General features: G+C 43.1%; 13 protein-coding genes and 1 tRNA gene. 6 read left to right on the top strand and 8 right to left on the bottom strand.

Translation table 11 applies throughout. The annotated features are described in order from the left end of the window. The first annotated feature begins 5 nt into the window (after nt 1–5). Nucleotides 6–1,331 (top strand): citrate (Si)-synthase, eukaryotic, encoded by a 1,326-nt coding sequence (locus tag QM738_RS11655; RefSeq protein WP_462276892.1) that lies wholly within the window; start codon nt 6–8, stop codon nt 1,329–1,331. Between the two features lie 122 nt (nt 1,332–1,453). On the opposite strand, the gene QM738_RS11650 is transcribed toward QM738_RS11655, so the two are convergent. Further along, nucleotides 1,454–1,527, bottom strand: a tRNA-Ala gene (locus QM738_RS11650). A gap of 155 nt (nt 1,528–1,682) precedes the next feature. On the opposite strand from QM738_RS11650, the gene QM738_RS11645 reads away from it, so the two are divergent. From QM738_RS11645 to QM738_RS11635, 3 genes are read left to right on the top strand one after another with little or no spacing between them, the layout of a single operon-like run. Next, nucleotides 1,683–10,463: a GH36-type glycosyl hydrolase domain-containing protein gene (locus QM738_RS11645; RefSeq protein ID WP_462276891.1), complete on the top strand. Its 8,781-nt coding sequence runs from the start codon at nt 1,683–1,685 to the stop codon at nt 10,461–10,463. Then, nucleotides 10,435–11,544, top strand: a complete 1,110-nt coding sequence (locus QM738_RS11640; protein ID WP_462276890.1) for an AI-2E family transporter — start codon at nt 10,435–10,437, stop codon at nt 11,542–11,544. Before QM738_RS11645 ends, QM738_RS11640 begins: the two co-directional genes overlap by 29 nt. A gap of 29 nt (nt 11,545–11,573) precedes the next feature. Continuing rightward, entirely contained in the window at nt 11,574–12,764 is a 1,191-nt protein-coding gene (locus tag QM738_RS11635; protein ID WP_462276889.1) for an AI-2E family transporter, read from the top strand. Between the two features lie 19 nt (nt 12,765–12,783). On the opposite strand, the gene QM738_RS11630 is transcribed toward QM738_RS11635, so the two are convergent. Continuing rightward, nucleotides 12,784–14,211, bottom strand: a complete 1,428-nt coding sequence (locus QM738_RS11630; protein ID WP_462276888.1) for a sigma-54-dependent transcriptional regulator — start codon at nt 14,209–14,211, stop codon at nt 12,784–12,786. A gap of 227 nt (nt 14,212–14,438) precedes the next feature. On the opposite strand from QM738_RS11630, the gene QM738_RS11625 reads away from it, so the two are divergent. Beyond that, the gene (locus QM738_RS11625; RefSeq protein ID WP_462276887.1) at nt 14,439–14,819 is read left to right on the top strand and encodes a response regulator; all 381 of its coding nucleotides are present in this window, start codon (nt 14,439–14,441) and stop codon (nt 14,817–14,819) included. A gap of 54 nt (nt 14,820–14,873) precedes the next feature. Here QM738_RS11625 and QM738_RS11620 read toward each other — a convergent pair whose 3' ends face one another. The 4 genes from QM738_RS11620 to QM738_RS11605 form a co-directional block, all read right to left on the bottom strand. Continuing rightward, on the bottom strand, nt 14,874–15,278 hold the full coding sequence (locus QM738_RS11620) for a response regulator transcription factor (protein ID WP_462276886.1): 405 nt from the start codon (nt 15,276–15,278) through the stop codon (nt 14,874–14,876). Nucleotides 15,279–15,482: 204 nt separating this feature from the next. Then, nucleotides 15,483–15,851, bottom strand: coding sequence for a response regulator (locus QM738_RS11615; protein ID WP_462276885.1), 369 nt, complete (start codon nt 15,849–15,851; stop codon nt 15,483–15,485). A 6-nt stretch (nt 15,852–15,857) separates the two neighbouring features. After that, the gene (locus QM738_RS11610; protein WP_462276884.1) at nt 15,858–19,370 is read right to left on the bottom strand and encodes a PAS domain S-box protein; all 3,513 of its coding nucleotides are present in this window, start codon (nt 19,368–19,370) and stop codon (nt 15,858–15,860) included. A gap of 312 nt (nt 19,371–19,682) precedes the next feature. Then, the gene (locus tag QM738_RS11605) at nt 19,683–19,865 is read right to left on the bottom strand and encodes a hypothetical protein (RefSeq protein ID WP_462276883.1); all 183 of its coding nucleotides are present in this window, start codon (nt 19,863–19,865) and stop codon (nt 19,683–19,685) included. 621 nt (nt 19,866–20,486) lie between these two features. On the opposite strand from QM738_RS11605, the gene QM738_RS11600 reads away from it, so the two are divergent. Beyond that, entirely contained in the window at nt 20,487–21,047 is a 561-nt protein-coding gene (locus QM738_RS11600; RefSeq protein ID WP_462276882.1) for a YciE/YciF ferroxidase family protein, read from the top strand. 127 nt (nt 21,048–21,174) lie between these two features. Here QM738_RS11600 and QM738_RS11595 read toward each other — a convergent pair whose 3' ends face one another. Next, a complete protein-coding gene (locus QM738_RS11595) occupies nt 21,175–21,666 on the bottom strand; it encodes a hypothetical protein (RefSeq protein WP_462276881.1) in 492 nt (163 codons plus the stop codon). A 98-nt stretch (nt 21,667–21,764) separates the two neighbouring features. Then, nucleotides 21,765–22,043, bottom strand: a complete 279-nt coding sequence (locus tag QM738_RS11590) for a hypothetical protein (RefSeq protein WP_462276880.1) — start codon at nt 22,041–22,043, stop codon at nt 21,765–21,767. Nucleotides 22,044–22,138 lie beyond the last annotated feature (95 nt).

The raw sequence follows: 22,138 nt of genomic DNA, 5'->3' as shown, positions 1-22,138 counted from the left end.
GCGGTATGGGAATCATTAAAGACAAATTCAAGGCAAAGGCTGACGTTACAGGTGCGGAGATCAAAACACTGTTGAAGGAGCACGGCAATAAAAAGATCGGTGAAGTTACATTGAGCCAGATATACCAGGGTATGCGTGGCATTACAGGTTTGGTTACCGAAACCTCGTTGCTGGATGCACAGGAAGGTATCCGTTTTCGTGGTTATACCATTCCCGAACTGCAGCAGAAATTACCTAAAGCCCCCAATGGTTCCGAACCATTACCCGAAGGTTTGTTTTACCTGATGCTGGTGGGTGAACTGCCTACCGAAGAAGATGTGCAGCATGTTACCAGTGTTTGGCAACGCCGCAGCCATGTTCCCAACCATGTTTTTGATACCATTGAAGCATTGCCCGTAGGCACACATCCCATGACGCAGTTTGTGGTGGCCATTATGGCCCTGCAGACAGAAAGCCAGTTTGCAAAAAGATATGCTGCCGGCATGAACAAGAAAGATTACTGGGATGCTGTATTTGATGATGCTATGGACCTAATAGCACGCCTGCCAAGAGTAGCCGCTTACATCTACCGCCGTAAATATAAAAATGGGGATCATATTCAGCCAAATGGTTTGCTGGACTGGTCGGGCAACTTTGCCCACATGATGGGTTACGAAGATGAATCCTTTAAAGAACTGATGCGCCTGTACATGACCATTCATGCCGATCATGAAGGTGGTAATGTATCTGCACACTCCACCCACCTGGTGGGTTCTGCACTCAGCGATCCATATTTGAGCTTTGCTGCAGGTATGAACGGCCTTGCCGGTCCGCTGCACGGCCTCGCCAACCAGGAAGTGATCAAATGGATATATGAAATGAGGGAAGAACTGGGTACGGATACCCCTTCCAAAACACAGATAGAAGAATATGTAAAGAAGACCTTGACCGAAGGCAAAGTGGTACCGGGTTATGGCCATGCCGTATTGCGCAAGACCGATCCCCGCTTTAGTGCACAAATGGAATTTGGTAAAAAACACATGCCCGATGATCCATTGGTACAAACCGTTTGGAATATTTATGATGCAGTACCTCCTATCCTGCAATCGTTAGGTAAAATAAAAAATCCATGGCCGAATGTAGATGCACATAGTGGTGCTTTACTGGTACACTATGGTATGGTGGAATATGAATTCTACACTGTGCTGTTCGGTGTATCCCGTTCATTAGGTGTATTGGCCAGTCTTATCTGGGACAGGGCCCTCGCCTTCCCGCTGGAAAGACCAAAATCTGTGACCACCGACCTGGTAAAACAATGGCTCGATGGCAAAGACGAGATCTGGGGCGAATAATCAATCAAAACCTTCTAATAAAAAATATCCCGCATTCACTGCGGGATATTTTTTTCTCTTAATTTTCTTAATTCCTTAATGGTTTAAAAAAAGACTCATCGTAGATGAGCCTTAAATTTTTGTGGAGAGTATCGGAGTCGAACCGACGACCTCTTGCATGCCATGCAAGCGCTCTAGCCAGCTGAGCTAACCCCCCTTTATTGCAGGATTGCAAATATAGCGCATTTAGCCGTAACAATTTCAGCGCAACGTAAACATTTGTTAATGAATAAACATGGCACCGTGCCATTTTAAAGGCATGATATTAGTATAGTTAGGTAATGTAGGCCCAGGGCATAAAACCTCATTACTATGAAAAGAAATGCAAAAAAAAATGACAACACGATTTTTGAAATATTGCCCCATGCAGTGTCGGCTTTAAAGAAAACGGTGATAGCGCCGTTTTTTGGAGAAGATTCCAGTACCCGGTATTTGAATGAGCGGCCGCCGTTAAGGTCGGAATTGTATACCGAAGAGCAGTTGAAACAACACGCCAAAACCATCTCAAAGCGGCATGGGCTTATATCCGGCAGCCCTTCGGAGTTATTATTAAAGCGTTTATCAGAGAATGAGAAGATACTGGTGGAAGTACATGCCGTGCTTACAGCCGCTGTAAACAGGAATGAAAGAATTGTACCTGCAGCAGAGTGGTTGCTCGATAATTTTTACCTGATAGAAGAGCAGATATACATCGGCAAAAAACATTTACCCAAAGGATACAGTAAAGGATTACCACAATTGGCCAAGGGAGAATCGGCAGGATTGCCCCGTGTATATGATATTGCTGTGGAAATTATTTCCCATAGTGATGGGCATATTGACCTCAATAATCTCACCGGGTTTATCATGAGTTATCAGACCACCACTTTTTTAAAGATCGGTGAATTGTGGGCCTTCCCTATTATGTTAAGACTGGCACTGATAGAAAACCTGCGCCGTCTTTCTATACAGATATCTGCAGACATCAGTAATAAAACACTGGCAGATGAATGGGCAGATAAATTGATCAGCTCTGCAGAGAATGATCCCAAAAACCTGGTGTTGGTAATTGCAGACATGGCCCGTTCGGAACCACCCATGGTGAGTTCATTTGTTGCAGAGCTTGCAAGACGGCTGCAGGAAAAAGGCAGTAGTCTTTCATTGCCCATCAACTGGATAGAACAACAATTATCAGAACATGGCCTAACAAGCGAAGAACTGATACAACAGGAAAATCAAAAACAGGCAGCCGACCAGGTTTCTATCAGCAACAGCATCAGCAGTCTTCGTTTTTTAGGCAGCACCGACTGGCGGGAATTTGTTGAGAACACCAGCATTGTTGAACAGATACTGAGAGAAGACGTGAATGCTGTGTATGCAGGAATGGATTTTCATACCAGGGATCAATACCGTCATGCGGTTGAAAAAATTGCCAAATACAGTACACTTACCGAACAACAGGTAGCAGCGATGGCAATTGAAGCAGCAAAAGAAAGCGCTGCCAAAGAGGATGATCCAAGAAGATCGCATGTAGGTTATTATCTTACCGGTAAAGGATTGCTGAAGATGCAAAGGCAGGCAAAGATGAAACCATCCCAAATGGAAACCTGCCGCAAAATAACCAATCGTTTTCCTTTGTTCTTTTATCTCGGCGGTATTTTTCTTATCACTGCTTTATCTGCCTGGGGTCTTTTTGCCAAAGCGCATGTCGATGGTACTACCGGCTGGAAGCTGATCTCACTGTTACTGGTAGCCGCAGTTGCCTGCAGCCAGCCTGCGCTGAATATTGTGAACTGGCTGGTGACCTTATTTGCAAGACCGGCCGTATTGCCCAAGATGGATTTTTCCAAAGGCATACCGGATGAATACCGCACCATGGTGGTGATACCTACTTTATTATCGAGCGCTACGGGCATTGCAGACCTGATCGAAAATTTAGAAGTACGTTTTTTGGCCAACCGCGATGCCAATTTATGTTTTGCATTGCTCACCGATTTTAAAGATGCAGAGCACCAGTATTTGCCGGAAGATAAAACACTGCTGCAAACAGTAAAGAACAAGATCATTGAACTGAATAAAAAATATGGCCGCAGCAGCAACGATACATTTTTTCTTTTTCACCGGCCCCGTAAGCTGAATAAAAAAGAAAAAGCATGGATCGGACACGAACGCAAACGCGGTAAACTTTCTGAACTCAACAAACTTATTTTAGGCCGGGATGGTCATGATTTTATCACCATCATCGGTGATGAAAATATTTACACTGCTGTAAAATTCATCATCACCCTGGATACAGATACACAGTTGCCCCGTGATGCCGCCTGGAAGATGGTGGGCACACTGGCACATCCATTGAACCGGGCAGTATTCTCTGCTAAAAAACGCCGTGTTACTGAGGGATATACTATTTTACAACCCCGTGTATCCAATAGTTTACCGGCAGATAACAGTTCCGTGTATGCGAAAATACATGGCAATGAACCGGGCACCGATCCTTATACCCGTGCCGTATCCGATGTATACCAGGATCTTTTTGGCGAAGGTTCATTTATTGGCAAAGGCATTTATGATATTGCAGCATTTGAGCAGGTGCTGGACAACAGTTTTCCTGAGAACCGCATTTTAAGCCATGACCTGGTAGAAGGTTGTTATGCCCGCTCGGGATTGATCACTGATGTACAACTGTATGAAGAATATCCAACACAGTACACTGCTGATATGCAACGCCGCCACCGTTGGATAAGAGGCGACTGGCAGATTGCGAGCTGGATGTTTCCCTGGGTAAGGACCGCAACGAGAAGGATGCGGCGCAACCCCATTTCATTACTCTCCCGGTGGAAGATATTTGATAATGTAAGGCGCAGCCTCGTGCCCTTATCTTATTTATTGTTACTGATCTTTGGCTGGTCGCTGGCAGCATCGCCCTGGTTCTTTACCTTGTCTGTTTTGCTGCTTATTTTAATGCCTGCAGTAATTGGTTTTGTATGGGAGCTTTGTAATAAACCTGCAGACGTGATCTTTTCGCAGCATTTTATTTTTACGTACCGTACTGCAAAAGATCGGTTTATTCAATTGCTGATAGAGATCGCCACACTGCCTTACGAAGTTTATTTAAATGTACATGCCATTGTGATAACGTTGTGGCGTATGCTTATTTCCGGTAATAAATTATTGCAATGGAATCCTTATAACAGCCAGCAAAAACAAAGAACGGTAATTGACTTTTATAGAAAGATGTGGATAGCGCCGGTATTTGCTTCTGCATTGTTTATTTATATCAGCATGTATCAACCGGTGATACTGGTATTTGCGTATCCATTTTTGGGTTTATGGGCATTATCACCTGCACTGATGTGGTTGGCCAGTCGGCCCGGCGAATATAAAATGGAAGCAATGACCGCAGGACAAACTATTTACCTGCGCAGGCTGGCAAGAAAAACATGGGCCTTTTTTGAAACCTTTGTAACGGCAGAAGATAACTGGTTGCCACCTGATAATTACCAGGAACACCCGGTGGAAAGGATCGCACACCGCACTTCGCCTACCAATATCGGCATGGCATTGCTGGCGAATCTCACTGCACATGATTTTGGTTATGTTACCACCACCAAATTAGTGGAGCGTACATCCAATACCATTGATACCATACAACGTTTGGAAAAATACCGCGGGCATTTATACAACTGGTATGATACTGTTTCGCTGGTACCATTGGCGCCAAGATATATTTCTACAGTAGATAGTGGTAATATGGCGGGACACCTGTTAACACTAAAGCAGGGATTGCTTTCGTTGGCGGATGTAAAGATCATGGATGCTGTTTTTTTTGAAGGACTGGCAGATGCCATTGGTATTGTGACTGAAAAAAACATTCCTGCCGATGCATTGATCTCTTTCAAAAAATATGTAAAGGATATTAAAGAAAAATACCCGGAGGTTATTGACAATTTGCCGGTTGCCAAGGCATACGTAGATAACATACGGTCATCTTTTGAACACCTGTTGGTAATGGCCAGTATTGATGAAGAAAGTGAAGCGTGGTGGTGGGCGCAAAAAGCATTGACACAATTGAAAGAAGCCGGTGATGAAATAATGGCGTTGTGCCCCTGGCTGGCATTGCCTGCAGCGCCTGGAAAATTCAGTGCATTAATACCTTCACTGCCTTCTATACCAACATTGAAACAATTATCAAGGATAGAAGAAATTTTGTTGCACAAGATCATTGAAGCTGATGCCGAAGATAACAGTGTTGAAGAAACAGCATGGCTCAATGATTTCAGGCATATGATCACCGAATCGGGCAGGCGTGCAAAAGAAATGATCATTACGATTGAACAACTAGCCATACGTTGCGGTGAATTGAGTGTGATAGACTACGACTTTTTGTATTACCGTGCTCAGCACCTGCTTACCATTGGTTACAATGTGGATGAACACCGTAAGGACAATGGTTATTACGATCTCTTGGCTTCTGAAGCAAGGCTGGCCACATTTGTTGCCATTGCACAGGGAAAATTGCCACAGGAAAGCTGGTTTGCATTAGGCCGGCAGCTTACCAAAGTAGGCGCCACACCGGTGTTGCTTTCCTGGAGCGGCTCTATGTTCGAGTACCTGATGCCGTTATTGGTAATGCCAACCTACGAAAATACTTTGCTCAATCAAACCTATCGTGCCATTATACAAAAGCAGATTGAGTATGGTAAAAAAAGAGGGGTGCCCTGGGGTATTTCAGAATCGGGGTATAATATGGTGGATGCTAATTTAAATTATCAATACAAGGCATTCGGTGTGCCCGGCACCGGTTTTAAACGTGGCCTGGGCGAAGACCTGGTGATCGCTCCTTATGCCACTGTAATGGCACTGATGGTGAATGCCACGGATGCTTATGATAACCTGCAGGTTTTAAAAGCAGCAGGCTTTGAAGGTAAGTATGGTTTTTATGAAGCCGTTGATTATACCAATGCCCGGCTACAAAGGAAACAGCCTTTTAATATCATCCGCTCCTTTATGGTGCATCACCAGGGCATGTCGTTCTTATCGCTTGCATACCTGTTGCTGAACAGGCCCATGCAGCAGCGCTTTGCTGCAGATATACAGGTAAAATCCGCATTGCTGTTGCTGCAGGAAAGGATACCAAGGGTAAGTACTTTCTACTCTCCTGCCCTGCATGCCGGAGATACCGGCGCCGGTGGTGGTGGTGATATGGCCATGAGGGTGATCACTACACCGCATACACCGATACCGGAAGTACAATTGTTATCCAATGGCAGGTATCATGTAATGGTAACCAATTCCGGTGGTGGTTATACCAAATGGAAGAATATTGCGGTTACCCGTTGGCGTGAGGATGCCACTTGTGACAACTGGGGCACCTTCTGTTATATCCGTGACCTGGACAGTGATGTGTACTGGTCAGCGGCCTTTCAGCCTTCTTTACAGCAGGGCAGCAATTACGAAGCGGTATTCTTGCAGGGACGTGCCGAATTCAGGCGCAGTGATCTTGCACTGGAAACACATACCGAGATCGTGGTATCGCCGGAAGATGATATTGAACTGAGGAGGATACATATCACCAACCGCTCCCGGAAAAGGCGCACGATCGAGATCACCAGTTATGCTGAAGTGGTATTGGTGCCGCCGCTTGCAGAAGAGATGCACCCTGCTTTCAGCAATCTTTTTGTAGAAACAACCATTGATGAAAAACACCACGCCATCATCTGCACCCGCAGGCCCCGTGCTGCCGAAGAACAGGTGCCGTGGATGTTCCACCTGATGAAAGTAAATGATGTGGAGGTAAAAAGCCTTTCATACGAAACAGACCGCAGCAAATTCATTGGCCGTGGCCATACCATTCATAAACCTAAAGTAATGAGCGGCGATGCACCACTGCCCGGCAACCAGGGTGCGGTGCTCGATCCTATAGTAGCTATGCGTTACTGCATTGTGATAGAGCCGCATGCTTCTGCCACCATCGATGTAATAATGGGTATTGCAGAAACAAAGGATCAATGCAATATACTGGTGGATAAATACCAGGATCAGCACCTTACCAACCGTGTGCTGGAACTGGCATGGACACATAGCCAGGTGATATTAAGGCAGATCAATGCTACAGAACATGATGCACAATTGTATGCAAGGCTGGCGGGTTCCATCATATTCGCCAACGATTCGCTGCGTACAGACCATACCGTTATGATAAAAAATCAGCGGGGACAATCAGGGTTATGGGGTTATTCCATTTCAGGTGATCTGCCCATTGTATTACTGCAGGTGGAAGACTCTGCTAATATTGAGTTGGTAAAACAACTGATCCAGGCGCATACTTATTGGCGCATGAAGGGGCTGATGGTAGACCTGGTGATATGGAACGAAGATCATGGTGGGTACCGGCAGGCGCTGCAGAATCAAATATTAAGTTTGCTGGTGCCTGGCACAGCTGCTGATGTAAAAGATCAGCCGGGTGGTATTTTCATCCGTTCTTCTGACCAGATATCGAACGAAGACCGCATTCTTTTTCAAACAGTAGCGAGAGTGGTGATATCAGACAGGCTGGGCACGCTGGAAGAACAATTGACCAGGCGCAATAAACTAAAGACCACTATTCCATATTTCAGTCCTTCTAAATTTTATCCATCTATTTATACAACTGTAGATATACCGACAGGATTACAATTCTTTAATGGCACCGGTGGTTTTTCTGGCGATGGAAAAGAATACGTGATCACAACCACACCGGAGCAATCTACACCGGCTCCCTGGAGCAATGTGCTGGCCAATCCTGACTTCGGCAGCATCATTACAGAAAGCGGTCAATCTTATACCTGGATCGATAATGCACATGAATTCCGGCTTACACCGTGGAGCAACGATCCTGTTACCGATCTTAAAGGTGAAGCATTTTATTTAAGGGATGAAGAGAGTGGCAAATTCTGGTCGCCGGCACCACTGCCCTGCCGTGGCACTTCTCCTTATATCACCCGTCATGGTTTTGGCTACAGCATTTTTGAACACAGCGAAGATGGCATCAGTTCTAACATGACCATTTATACTGATATCGAATCGCCGGTGAAATTCATTGTTATAAAACTGCTCAATACCTCGCAGCGTTTAAGAAAATTATCGGTAACCGGCTATGTGGAATGGATACTGGGTGATCTTAAAGCAAGAACACAAATGCACGTAGTAACGGACCTGGATATACGAAGTGGTGCCATACTGGCCAGCAATGCTTACAATACAGAGTTTGATAACAGGGTGGCATTTTTTGATGCAGACGATGTAAATAAAACCATTACCGCCGACCGTACGGAATTCATTGGCCGCAATGGTACTGTTGCCAATCCTGATGGATTGAACAGGGCAAGGCTTTCAGGCAGAACAGGCGCCGGGCTTGATCCCTGTGCTGCTATACAGATAGCGGTTGAACTGGCAGAAGACCAGGAAAAACAAGTGGTATTCCGCCTGGGTGCAGGAAAGAATATTCATGATACGCTGAATATCATCCGGCGTTTTGAAGGCAGTGCTGCAGCGGGCGAAGCTTTGCAAAGGGTGCAGGATTTCTGGCAAAAAGCATTATCAGCTGTACAGGTCGCCACGCCGGATCCATCCATTAATATATTAATGAATGGCTGGCTCAATTATCAAACCCTTGCCTCCCGTATATGGGCACGCAGTGGCTTTTATCAATCCGGTGGTGCATTCGGTTACAGGGATCAATTACAGGATGTGCTCTCGCTTATACATTCCCAACCTTCATTGGTAAAAGAGCAGATCATTTTGTGCGCTTCAAGACAATTCAAAGAGGGCGATGTGCAGCATTGGTGGCATCCACCGATGGGGCGTGGTGTACGTACCACCTGCTCGGATGATTTTTTATGGTTGCCTTATGTTACCAGCCGGTACGTGGTGGCAACAGGTGATCACAGCATTCTTGATATTCCTGTTAATTTCCTGGAAGGAAGATTACTGAATGCAGGAGAAGAATCGTATTACGACCTGCCCATAAGATCGGATAAGCAGGCAACAGTGTATGAGCATTGTGTAAGGGCTATTGAACACGGATTAGATTTCGGCGAACACGGGTTACCGTTAATAGGCTCCGGCGACTGGAATGATGGTATGGATAAAGTGGGGCATCATGGTAAGGGCGAAAGTGTATGGCTGGCATTCTTCCTGTATGATATCATCATGAAGTTCATTGACATTGCCACTTTAAAGAACGACCAGTTCTTTATAGGTAAATGCAGGGAAGCTGCTACCACACTGCGCAGCAATATACAAACCCATGCATGGGATGGTGAATGGTACCGCCGTGCCTATTTTGATGATGGCACTCCATTGGGCAGTAAAGAAAATGAAGAATGTAAAATTGATTCTATTGCGCAAAGCTGGTCGGTGATATCGGGCGCCGGTACACCCGAGTACCAGGCGATGGCCATGAATGCTGCAGAAAAATATTTGGTTAAAAAAGAAGATGGCATTCTGCAGTTGTTCGATCCTCCATTCAATAGATCTGCTGTGTACCCCGGTTATATTAAAGGTTATGTGCCCGGTGTAAGAGAAAATGGCGGGCAGTATACACATGCTGCTGTATGGCTGATAATGGCATACGCCATTATGGGCGACAACAGGCGCACCTGGGAATTATTACAAATAGTGAACCCGTTGAATCATGGCAGAGATGCGGCATCCATTGATAAATATAAAACCGAGCCTTACGTGATCGCTGCAGATGTGTATGCAGAACCATTGCATAAGGGGCAAGGCGGCTGGACCTGGTATACCGGTTCTGCCGGATGGATGTATCAATTGTTGTGCGAATCGTTCATTGGTTTACAACGCAGGGGCGAGCGGCTTTATTTTGCGCCCTGTGTACCCAAAGAATGGGATACACTTAAAGTGCAATACCGTTACATCAGCACTTTGTACAATATAGAGTTATTGCTTAACCAGGATAACAATACACATATTGTTGTGAACGGGCACGATATTGGAGATGATTTTATTACACTGGTAGACGATGGCTTTACACATGAAGTAAAAGTTACAGTGGGCATTATTCAAAATTTAAACCAGCCCGGCAATGTTAAAAAAATATCCGTTTTATCTTAAAAGCACGGTCATTCTTTTTGGAATGACGCTGTTTGTTTATGCACTGGCAAATTTGCGGGACATTTTTGTTCCGCTGGCATTTGCATTATTACTGGCCATATTGCTCAATCCTTTGCAAAACTGGTTCATCAGTAAAAAGGTACCGCAGGTATTATCCATCGTTCTTTGTTTACTCATAGCCATGACGGCTATTCTATCGGTGGTTTATTTTCTTGCTTCGCAGATGATACACCTCGGTGATCAGCTGCCGGTGCTGAAAGAAAAATTCCTGAAACTTTTTGCACAGTTCCAGCAATGGGTGAATGACCATATTGGTCTTGATTATGAAAAGCAGGACCAACTGATCGCAGACGCAAAAAAATCGGTGAAGCCATTGATAGGCGAAACGATCGGCTCTGTTGCAGGCACTATTGCACTTACCGTGTTGCTGCCGGTATACACAGCGCTTTTTCTCTATTATAAAAAACTGATACTGAATTTTCTTTTTGAAGTATTTGCAGAAAAAGATTCCAAAGATGTGGGTACTATTCTGCAGGAAACAAGAAGCGCCGTACAACATTATATGCAGGGATTACTGATAGAGGCTTTAATAGTGGGCACCATGAATGTATTAGCGCTGTGGCTGCTGGGTGTGCAATATGCTTTGCTTTTAGGAATTATGGGCGCTATGCTCAACGTGGTGCCATACCTGGGTGGTATCATTGCCATTGCTTTGCCGGTGATGGTGGCTACTGTTACCAAAGAAGGCTACAACACGCAACTGGGTATTGTGGCTGCTTATGCCGTGATACAATTCATCGATAATCATTTTTTGATGCCGGTGATCGTTTCTTCCAAAGTACGTATCAATGCACTGATATCTATTATCGTGGTATTGCTGGGTAATGCTTTGTGGGGCATACCGGGTATGTTCCTTTCCATTCCTTTTATTGGTGTGTTAAAGATCATTCTCGACAGGGTGCCCAATCTCAAAGCATGGGGCAGGTTATTAGGAGATGAAGTACCGCTAAGACATAAGGGAGAAGTATGGTTCAACCGTTACCGGAAAAAGACCACTACTAAAAAAGTCACTGCAACTTAATCAAACAGTTCATTCAAAAAATTTCATTCTTGCAAACATCACCCAACATAAACTCGTCCTTCAGGCAATGGCCGTACAGTGCAAGGCTCTGTTTTAAATTGCTGTTGCTGGTACTTATTGCACTTATCATCATGGCCTGCAAACCAGTGCTGGTGCCATTGTATTTTTCTGTATTGCTTTCTATTCTTTTACTGCCGCTTACCAATTTGCTGGAGCAGTTAAGATTTCCGAGAGCATTGGCTGCCATCGTATCTGTATTGATCGCATTGCTGGTAATTGCCGTTATCATTTATTTATTATCGGCACAGATAGCTGCTTTTTTAAATGATATCCCTTCCATTAAAAAGAATTTAGGTGAGCATTACGAGACCATACAACGCTGGGTGGAACAGCGTTTCAACATCAGTACCGATCAACAAAAAAGTTTGGTGAATAATGCCGCTTCCAATATACAGGATTCGGGTATTGTGTATGTAAAGCAGACTTTTTTTACAGTTACTGAAACACTCGCATTCCTGATCTTCTCGCTTATCTATTCTTTCCTCATCTTATTTTACCGGCATACCATCCGCAGGTTTTTGTTTGCGGTATTCCAGTCGCCGCACAAAAAAAATGTGGACGCAGTTATTACCGGTACCAAGTTGGTGATCAAAAATTATATGACGGGATTATTGATCGAGATGGTGATCATCTCTGCCTGCAATACGCTTTTATTTACCATAGTTGGTATCAAATACGCGGTGTTCTTAGGTGTGTTCACCGGTATACTCAATATCATTCCGTACATCGGTATTTACACCGGCATTGTATTCACTGCGCTTATCACGCTCACCACACCGGCAAGCATGAGCCAGGTATTATGGGTGTCTATCGGTTTGCTGGTGATCCATTTTATCGATTCCAATTTTTTAATGCCCCGTATCGTGGGTTCTAAAGTAAAGATCAACGCACTCATTACTATACTGGGTGCTGTTACGGGAGGTTTTCTTATTGGCATACCGGGTGTATTCTTTGCTTTGCCTACCATTGCTATTCTTAAAATAATATTCGATCGTATTGAAGTAATGCGCCCCTGGAGCATATTAATGGGTGATGAACCCGACCTGCAATCGAAAAGGATGCGGCAGCAATTGCGTAAAAAACTGGCTGCTAAAAAAGCCATCCTTTCTTCGCCGGGTAATAAAGAAGCAGGGCCGGAAAAACCCAGCCCTGCTCACTGATTTTTTTACAAATGATATTTTATTCAATTGCCGATGCCGATGAATTAGCAATATACCCTTCGTAACTTCTTATTTTATTATAGAGGGTCTTCCTGTCAATATTCAGCATTTCAGCTGCCTTTGACTTATTGAAGTTCACCATTTCCAGTGCATTTAAAATAGCTTCGTATTCAGCTTTTGCAGCAGTGTCTTTAAGGTTCAGTTCTTTTTTTATTGCCCTGCTGTCGTTGAATATTTTACGTTGTTGCTCTGTAAATACCGGGTCATCATTCTCATTGCCCGAAACTATTTCAAAAGGCAGCGCTTGCCTGGATATTTTTGTTCCGGTTGATAACAATGCCGCACGCCTGATCACATTCCTTAATTCCCGCAGGTTACCCGGCCAGGAATAATTCACAAACAATTCCAGCACATCATCATCAAAACCTGTTAATGGTTTATCCAGCTCTGCCTTTGTTTTATTTAAAAAGAAGGCTGCAAACAATGGTATATCATCCCTGCGCTGGCTAAGCCTTGGAATATTAATGGTAAATTCATTAAAGCGATGATACAGGTTTTCGCGGAATTTACCCCTTCGATATGCTTCCTGTAAATTTTCGTTGGATGCAACAATGATCCTGATATCACATGCCAGTTCTTTGGTGCCTCCTACCCTTTTAAATCTTCTTTCCTGTATCACCCGCAGCAATGCAGCCTGTATATCGTAAGAAAGATTACCAACTTCATCTAAAAATAAAGTGCCCCCATTAGCCAGTTCAAAATGTCCTTCTTTATCAGCTACAGCGCCGGTAAAAGATCCTTTGATATGGCCAAACAATTCACTGCCGGCCAACTCTTTTGATAAGGTGCCACAATCCAGCGCCACGAAAGGTTTATTCCTGCGGCTGCTCATATTGTGTATCGTTCTTGCGATCACTTCTTTACCGGTACCGCTTTCGCCATACAATATCACGCTGTAATCGGTATTGGCAACAATACCTGCCTGGTGATACAATTCTCTTGATTGTGCAGAAACACCTTCTAAAAATTCGTCGCTCACCTTACTCGTATTTTTCTTTGTGGTTTCTTTCACCGTATTTTTTGCATCATCTTTATCCAGGCTGTTCAATATATTCAGTATCTCATCCGGCACCAGTGGTTTGGTAAGATAGTCGTAAGCGCCTGATTTAATTACTTCCACTGCTGTCTTGATATCAGAATACCCTGTAATGATCAATACAATGGCAGCCGGCTCAATTTTTTTTATTTCTTCCAGCACCTGTATGCCTTCCATATCGCCCAGGCGGTAATCGCAGATAACAATATCAAATTCCTCCTGTTTGAACTTTTCAATTCCTTTTGCTCCGGAACTGGCGCCTTCCACTTCATAATCATTCCGTTTTAAAAAGCGGGTCAGCAGCTGGCACATATCAAGGTCATCGTCGATCACTAAAATTTTTTTCTTCATAATTTTTATTTTTAAATCCTCCGTAAATAAATAAGTGGGGTACCCGGGTTAAGTACAGTTTTGCTGTCGGTTTTCAAAGTGCGGGTTGTTATGGAAAAGATTCATCAACCTGTGTAAGCAAATACTCCAAAAAATATGCCCCTTTTTTTAAAACAGCTGTTAAGCGCCGTGATCATTTATTGGCAGCATAATTGCCTCTGTTATAATTGAATGAAAATTTTGTTACCGTGGAAACGAAAGATAATAATACCACCCACCATGCCTTTATTATAGACGATGAGGCCGATATATGTTTTTTGCTCAGCAATGTGCTGAAGCAGCAACATATTGCATCGGAATACGCCTTCAGTTTAAAAGATGCGGGGCAGGCCATGAAGGGCAAAGAGCCAGAGATCATTTTCCTTGATAATCATTTACCTGACGGGCTGGGTATTAATTACATCAGCCGGTTAAAAGAAGAACATCCATCAAGTAAGATCGTAATGGTAACGGCCCACGACACAGATGCAGACCGGGAGAATGCTTTAAAAGCAGGCGCAGATTTTTTTATTGGTAAACCTTTTTCCAGGGATGCGATCTATAATGTTGTGAATACCTGTATTGCCTGAGTGGTGCAGGCGTGGATTTTATTCCGCAGTTTGTGCCGCAAAATGCAACGGTTATCAGGCAGTTAATGCATGCTGCTGTGGAAAACGACTTACCAGTGCACTTATCTTTTCAGTGATATAATTAATGTCGAATGGTTTTTCTATATAAGCATCAGCGCCACATTCACTGATGTCCAGCAGGTTCTCAGGTGTTGCCGACATCAGCACTACAGGAAAACTTCTTTGTTCATCTGCCTTTAACCGGTAACAGATATCCCTGCCGTTCACGCCATTCAAAAAAACATCCAGCAATAAGATATCAATATCATTATTATTCACACATGCAAAAACATCTTTTGCAGATGTTGCAGCAATAATATTGTATCCCTGTTTTTCAAAAACGATCCGGAATACTTCCAGCAGTTCAACGGAATCGTCCACTACGAGTATGGTTATTTTTTTATCGGGATGATGCTGCATGATATTTTTTTCGATGGGCTACCTGAAAGTAATAAAAGAAAACAAGCATTCAAACTAAAATCACTACTTCTTATTATCTTTTAATATTGTTTTAATATGGTTTTTTAAAACCTGCTGAACTGTAGCATATTAGAAAACCTGCAAAAAAACGCAGCGATCAACAGGCACAGTATGCAGCACAAAGAATGCTTTTAAAAGATGACATCACTGTGACAATGCACTTGCTACCACCCTCAGCATTTCACTCATTTCAAAAGGCTTTTCCAAAAAATGATCAGCACCTGCTGCAAGGCAGGTTTCTTTTGCTTCGGGATGTGCAGAGATCATAATTACCGGTATACGGGCGAATTGCTGGTGTGCTTTCAGGTGCACACATACCTCACGGCCATCAATACCCGATAATAGCATATCCATCAGGATCACATCAGGCGCCAGTTTCTCTATATCTTCATCCAGCGCTTTGATGTTCTTTTTTACGGATACTTTATATCCCTTTATTTTAAGCATTGCCTGCAGCATATACAGGATGTCTTCATTATCGTCAATTACCAATATGTGGTGCTGTTGCTCCATGCGTATTTACAATAGTTTTGAACAGGGAATGGAAAAATAGAAACGGGAACCTTTGCCGGGTTCGCTTTTTACGCCGATCTTTCCTTTATGCCTGTGTATGATCTCTGATGCTATGAACAAACCTATTCCAAAACCGGGGAAGGTCTTTTCACTTTTCCCTTCCACCCGGTAAAAACGTTCAAATATTTTTTCCTGGTCTTTAAGACTGATACCAATACCACTGTCTTCCACCGATACCACTACATTATCGCCTTCTACAACACTTTCAATTTTTATTTCGCTCGATCCGGGTGAGTATTTTATGGCATTGGTCAAAAAATTGATCAGCACCTGCCCGATCCTGTCCCTGTCTGCATAAATATTTACCGGCGCTTTGCAGTTAAAGGTGATAGTGTAGCCGGGATTTATATGTTTTACCTGGTCCATGATATCCTGCACCAGCTCATTCAACGAAAAATGTTCGCTGTTAAGTAATAGTTTACCGGATTTTATTTTCGAAAGATCCAGTAATTCGGAGATCAGTTTTGTAAGCGTGGTGATCTGCTTGTCCACTGTATCCAGTGAACTCTTGAGGAAACTGTCATTGCCATCTGCATACATTGCCTGCAGTATCTGCACAAAACCTTTGATGGATGTTACCGGTGTTTTTAATTCATGGCTGGCCATGCTGATGAAAAGATCTTTCTGCTGGTCTTTTTCCCGCAGCTCCTGTATATCTGTACTGGTGCCCACCCACATCTGTATCTTCCCGGTACCATCTTTTTGTGGTGTGGCCCGGCTCAGCTGCCAGCGGTATTCGCCATCATACCTGCGGAAACGGTGTTCAAAAATAAAATCCGTACCCGTTGCTATTGAGTGCAACCAAAGCCGCATATTCTCTGCTCTTTCATCCGGGTGAACGATCTGCAGCCATCCATCTTCCTCTACCTGTTTTGGCGTGAGACCTGAATAATCATATATCGATTGATTAAAATAATTTAGGTTACCTTTTTCATCGCTCGCCCATACAAACTCCGGCATGGAATCGCCCAGTAAACGGAATTTTCTCTCACTATCTATCAATTCCTGCTGGTGATTTTTTTCATCGGTAATATCTCTAAGTGTGCCCACTAACCGAATGGGTTCATTATTCTCATTATAAAAAACCTTGCCTTTACCTTCTATCCAATGAATGGATCCGTCTTTCCATATCAACCTGGATTCATAATACAATACGCCTGTTGAAAATGCATCTTTGAATGCTTTATCTCTTATGTGCATATCGCCAGGATGTAAATGACTGAGCAACTCTTCATGCGTAAGATCCACACGCTCCGCATATCCCAGTATCTCCAGGTACCTGTCGGAATAGTTCAGTGTTTTTTCTTTCAGGTTCAGCTCCCATGTGCCCAATTCACTTGCCTTGATGATAATATTCAGGCGCTCTTCATCTTCTTTTAATTTTTCCTGGTACACCACTCTTTCATGAATGTCCATGCAGGCACCGATATATCCCTCAAAAACACCGGTAGCAGTAAAACGCGGCACGGCCTTGGCCGACACCCAGCGGTACTCACCATCATGTCTTCTTAACCGGTATTCAAAGTAAAATTCCTGCCGCTTGTCAAACGATTCCATGTAATAATTGATGCAGCGTTCAAAATCGTCGGGATGAACACCCTCTGACCAGCCATTGCCCTTTTCCTGTTCCAGTGTACGGCCGGTAAATTTCAACCAGGCTGTATTGAAGAAATTACGCATCTTATTGGTGTCTGCTGTCCATATAAACACCGGTGCGCTATTGGCTACATTTCTAAAACGCAGCTCGCTTTCTTCAACAATTATTCTTGCCTCAACTTTTTCGGTTACATCATTTACTGTTATGATAATGCCCGATACCGTATTATCTTTTTCAAACAGTGGCGCATATTCGAAATCCAGGTAAAATTTCTTCAGATCATCATCCCCCTGAACATACGCTATTGATTCTTTTTCCCGGTGTATTTTGCCGGTGGAGAATACTTCGTTCAATAACTCCTCGTATTTCTGCTGGCGCAGCTCGGGGAATACTTCCAGTATTGGCCTGCCGATAATATCGGTATCTTTCTTGCGCCAGATCGTTTCAAACATTACCCTGTTGGCCGTTTCAATTACAAAATCCTTTCCCCGTAAAATGGTCATTGGTATGGGTGATTGCATCACCATATTGCGAAACTGGTTTTCGCTTTCGGCCAGTAAATGTTTCGCTTTTACAGATTCAGTTACATCTGTTACTGTTACAATAATGCCTGAAATATCCCCGTTATTTTCTCTTAAAGGATGGTATAAAAAATTAAAATAGGATATACCATGTTTGCCAAAACGATTGATAGGGATGGGATATTCTATCCCATGGAAGGGATTGCCTGTTTGCAATACCTCGTTCAGTAGTGGCAGAACGGTTTGCTTTACTTCCGGTAATGAATCAAATAAAGGTTTGTTTACAAAGTCCCGTTCCTTCCTGTCCACCAGTTCCAGGTAAGCATCATTCGCCATCTCAACAAAAAAATCAGGTCCCCGTAAGATCGTAATGCCAATAGGCGCCTGCCTAACGGTATTGCGGAAACGCTTATCTACTTCTTCAATCTTTTGCCTTGCTATTACCTGTGTTGTTACATCCTGTAATATCCCATTGATGCTGTATGCAATTTTATGTTCGTTAAAGAACGCTTTTCCCTTTGCCCGTACATACCTGATGGTATTGGTAACAGGGCTCTGTATTTCAAATTCAATATCCAGTATCCCTCCCGAAGAAAAATCCAATGCTCTTGTCAATTCGTTCCTTAATCTTTCCCTGTATTTTTCAACAACAGCCGCAAACCCATTATGCTCCAGGTCAAACTGATCGCCTGTTATCAATCCAAGCCAGTTCCTCAGTCTTTCATCACCTGTAAAAGTGCCGGCTGCGGGATCGATATCCCAGGTAGCCATTTCAGCTGCGTCTATGGCAAACTGTAACTGGTTCTTATTTTCTTCCAGTTTTTTATAGGTAAGTATCTTATCAGTAGTTTCTGTGCAGGTTACCAATATGCCTGCAACTGTTCCGCTATCATCATTGATAGGGCTGTAACTAAAGGTCCAGTATACATCTTCTATTTTTCCGTTCCTGAATATGGGTATCAACTGGTCTTCGCTCCAGGTAGCATCGCCACCTCCTAGCACCTGGTCTATCAATGGCTTGATGATATCCCATATCTCCGGCCATGCAGCTGCGCCGGGCATGCCGAGTATATGCGGGTGCTTACCGTTCTGCCCCAGGCTGGGTCGATAAGCATCATTGTAAAAACAGATCAATTCAGGTCCCCAGAATATGAACATGGGGAATTTTGAATGGAGAATAATGCCGATCGTGGTCTTTAAACTTTGCGGCCAGTTGGCAGGATCGCCCAATGCAGTATTAGCCCAATCTTTTGTACGGGTAAGCATGCCCATCTCGCCGCCTCCGGAAAGGAATTTATATTTTTTTGCCGTAAGAGGAGTACTGCTGGTATTATCCACCATTAATTGCTATGTAAGTAAATGTATTGAAAAATGCTGTTAGTTTGATCTTTTGGGTTTACCGGGTTTTGGCCCTGGGTAATGTAATGGCACAACAATCATACCCCGTTTATTTCAGCCGTTATTCAGCTTTTACAGAGTGGGGAAAACTGCAATTGGGGAAATAATTCCCCGGTGGTGAAAAAATTATGCTGCTTTTATGTTTTATCTCAGAAGGCTCCGAGAATATATCATTCTATATTGGCAATGGTACAATTTTGCCACACCGGCAATTCGTCCGGTGGCCTTATTGCCAGCTTTGTAAATGATCCGGCATCATATTTCAATGCGTTCCAGCACCAGCAGGGTTTCCATCAGTTTGGCCCATGCTACATCCCATTCCTTTTTCAACTGGTGCAATTTTTCATGATCTTCTTCCTCAGCTTTTTTGTTGATGAAATGCTCCACTTTTAAAAGTGAACGCTGATGCATTTCTTCCAGTTCTTCTTTGTAGCCCATGATAATTGATTTACGTTACTAAATTGAAATCAGCGCCGGCAGGAGTTACAAGTAAAAGGGTTTTGGCGTTTACCAAAACCCTCCTGTTTTCCTGATGTGCTACCGGAATACCCGTCAAGCATCACATCGTTGGTTTGATCAACCAGGAAAACCTTTCCAATAGTAACCGGACAAATTTTGTGCCACTGGAAATTAAGCTACAGGAAAGTATTGCACATTTTATTATAAAAGAAAAGGGTTTTGATGTTGATCAAAACCCTGTGTTTCTTTATATGTTCACCTGCAAGGCGCTGGCCAAACCAAGCTAGGCATTACTGCCGTTTTAAAGAAACTATTTGTTTAGTAAGTGACAAATACTGTGCCAATGCGGATCACAGCGGATCGTGGTTCATTATCAATGTTGCAGAAAAATAAACCAACAGGACCGCGGTAATAAAATACCCCGCATTCCCACTATGAGCGCAAAAAAATCCACGTAACAGGTTGCAGCCGCCTGTAAAATTAATGGCACAGTAAATGGGCGCTAGCTGGAATAATGTAATCGGGTGGCGGGTTAATTTGAGACCATACGGGTGAAGAAATAACCGCTGCTTAATTTTTCAACTTTAAAAAATTATTATCATGGAAAAAAATCAGAAAAAAACACCGGCAAAAAAGAACAACCCCGATCATACCAGTGAAGAAACACATTCGCAGCTGCGCAACTTTTTCATTGATGAGTTAAAGGACATTTACTGGGCAGAAAAGCACCTGCTGAAAGCACTGCCTAAAATGCAAAAAGAAGCCACTAATGAAGAATTGCAAAATGCTTTTGAAGATCACCTGCAACAAACAAAGAATCATGTAACCAGGCTGGAGCAGGTATTTGAACAACTGGGCGAAAGAGTGCAGGCAAAGAAATGTGAAGCCATGGAAGGACTTACCAAAGAGGCTGACACAATTATTGACGATACAAGAGCGGGCTCTTCCACCAGGGATGTGGGATTGATAATGGCAGCACAGAAAGTAGAGCATTACGAAATTGCTACCTACGGCAGTTTGGTACAATTGGCAGATACACTGGAACTGGATGAAATTGTTGACCTGCTGAAAGCCACACTGGATGAAGAAAAACAAGCGGATAAATACCTTACCGAAATTGCAGAAAGCAAGGTGAATCATTTATCGGTGGAAGAAGTGTAGTCAGTTAAAATAATTACGGAACAAAAAAAATAAACCCTTCGTGAATGAAGGGTTTATTAGTATATCACTTTTTGCCAATTCAATTCGTCTGACGGTTCTTAGTTCCGGTCTTGTAATAAATATTGTTTCAGTAAAAATTATAGGTCCTGTGTTGTGGTACAAACCAGTGATTGATCGCGGTGCGTATCTTTTGCTGCCAGGTACTTTCTTTTGCAAACTGGTTCTTTTCGTGCAAGTCATAAAATTCGGCGTGCATGATCTTCATCCTGATCAAAACAACTTCGTATTTAAATCCTTCGGAAGCTTGATTTTCAATTGCACAAAGATCATAACCGGCGTCGTTCACAATACTTCCTTCGCCACTGAGGTGCAGCCTGCAATCGGATCCTTTTTTGTAATAATCCAGTTGCGCAAAAAATGGTTTGTCTATCTGTCCCGGGCTGTAATTCTTTATGGTTGTAAAGAACCAGGCATTGCCTTCATCATCCACCTTTAATGTCTGCACCACGTTGTTGGGTAATTTTAATTCCGAATCGATCTCCGACTTAAATAAAGCTATTTTTATCTCCTGGATCTTTTCCCTGATAAAAAGCAGGTTTTCGTTTTGATGTTGTTGCATATTTACATTGTTTAAAATACTATGACAAAAGTTCAAAGGATATGTCTATGTATTTTTCAATGATAAAGGATAATATGCAGCGGATAAAAGGCCTTTTATTAAGAAAGCGGCTCTTTCAGAAAAACAGAATATAAAGCCGCTTCGATCTTGGAATACAGATCCCACTCTATTGGCATGCCCGACTCCCTGTCCGTATCAGACAATTCAAAACTCAACGCATCCTGCATGGTGGGGATCAGCGTGAAAACATACTCATCTTTATAAAAAACACGGAAAATAACGCCCTCATCGTCTTTAAACAGTTCTACTACATTGTATTTACGCAGTTCGTTGTGATGATAGATTTGCAGTTCTATATATTGTTCCAGCAGTATCATAACACAAGGTTTTATTTATGGGAGTATATATAGAAAATGCGTGCCAACTTTTCTTAAGCGTTTGTAAAGTGTGGAAAAGTGGATATCGAGATATA

It is taken from the genome of Ferruginibacter sp. (assembly GCF_049840995.1).
Taxonomy (GTDB): Bacteria; Bacteroidota; Bacteroidia; order Chitinophagales; family Chitinophagaceae; genus Ferruginibacter.
This window is presented reverse-complemented; position numbering and strand designations above follow the sequence as displayed.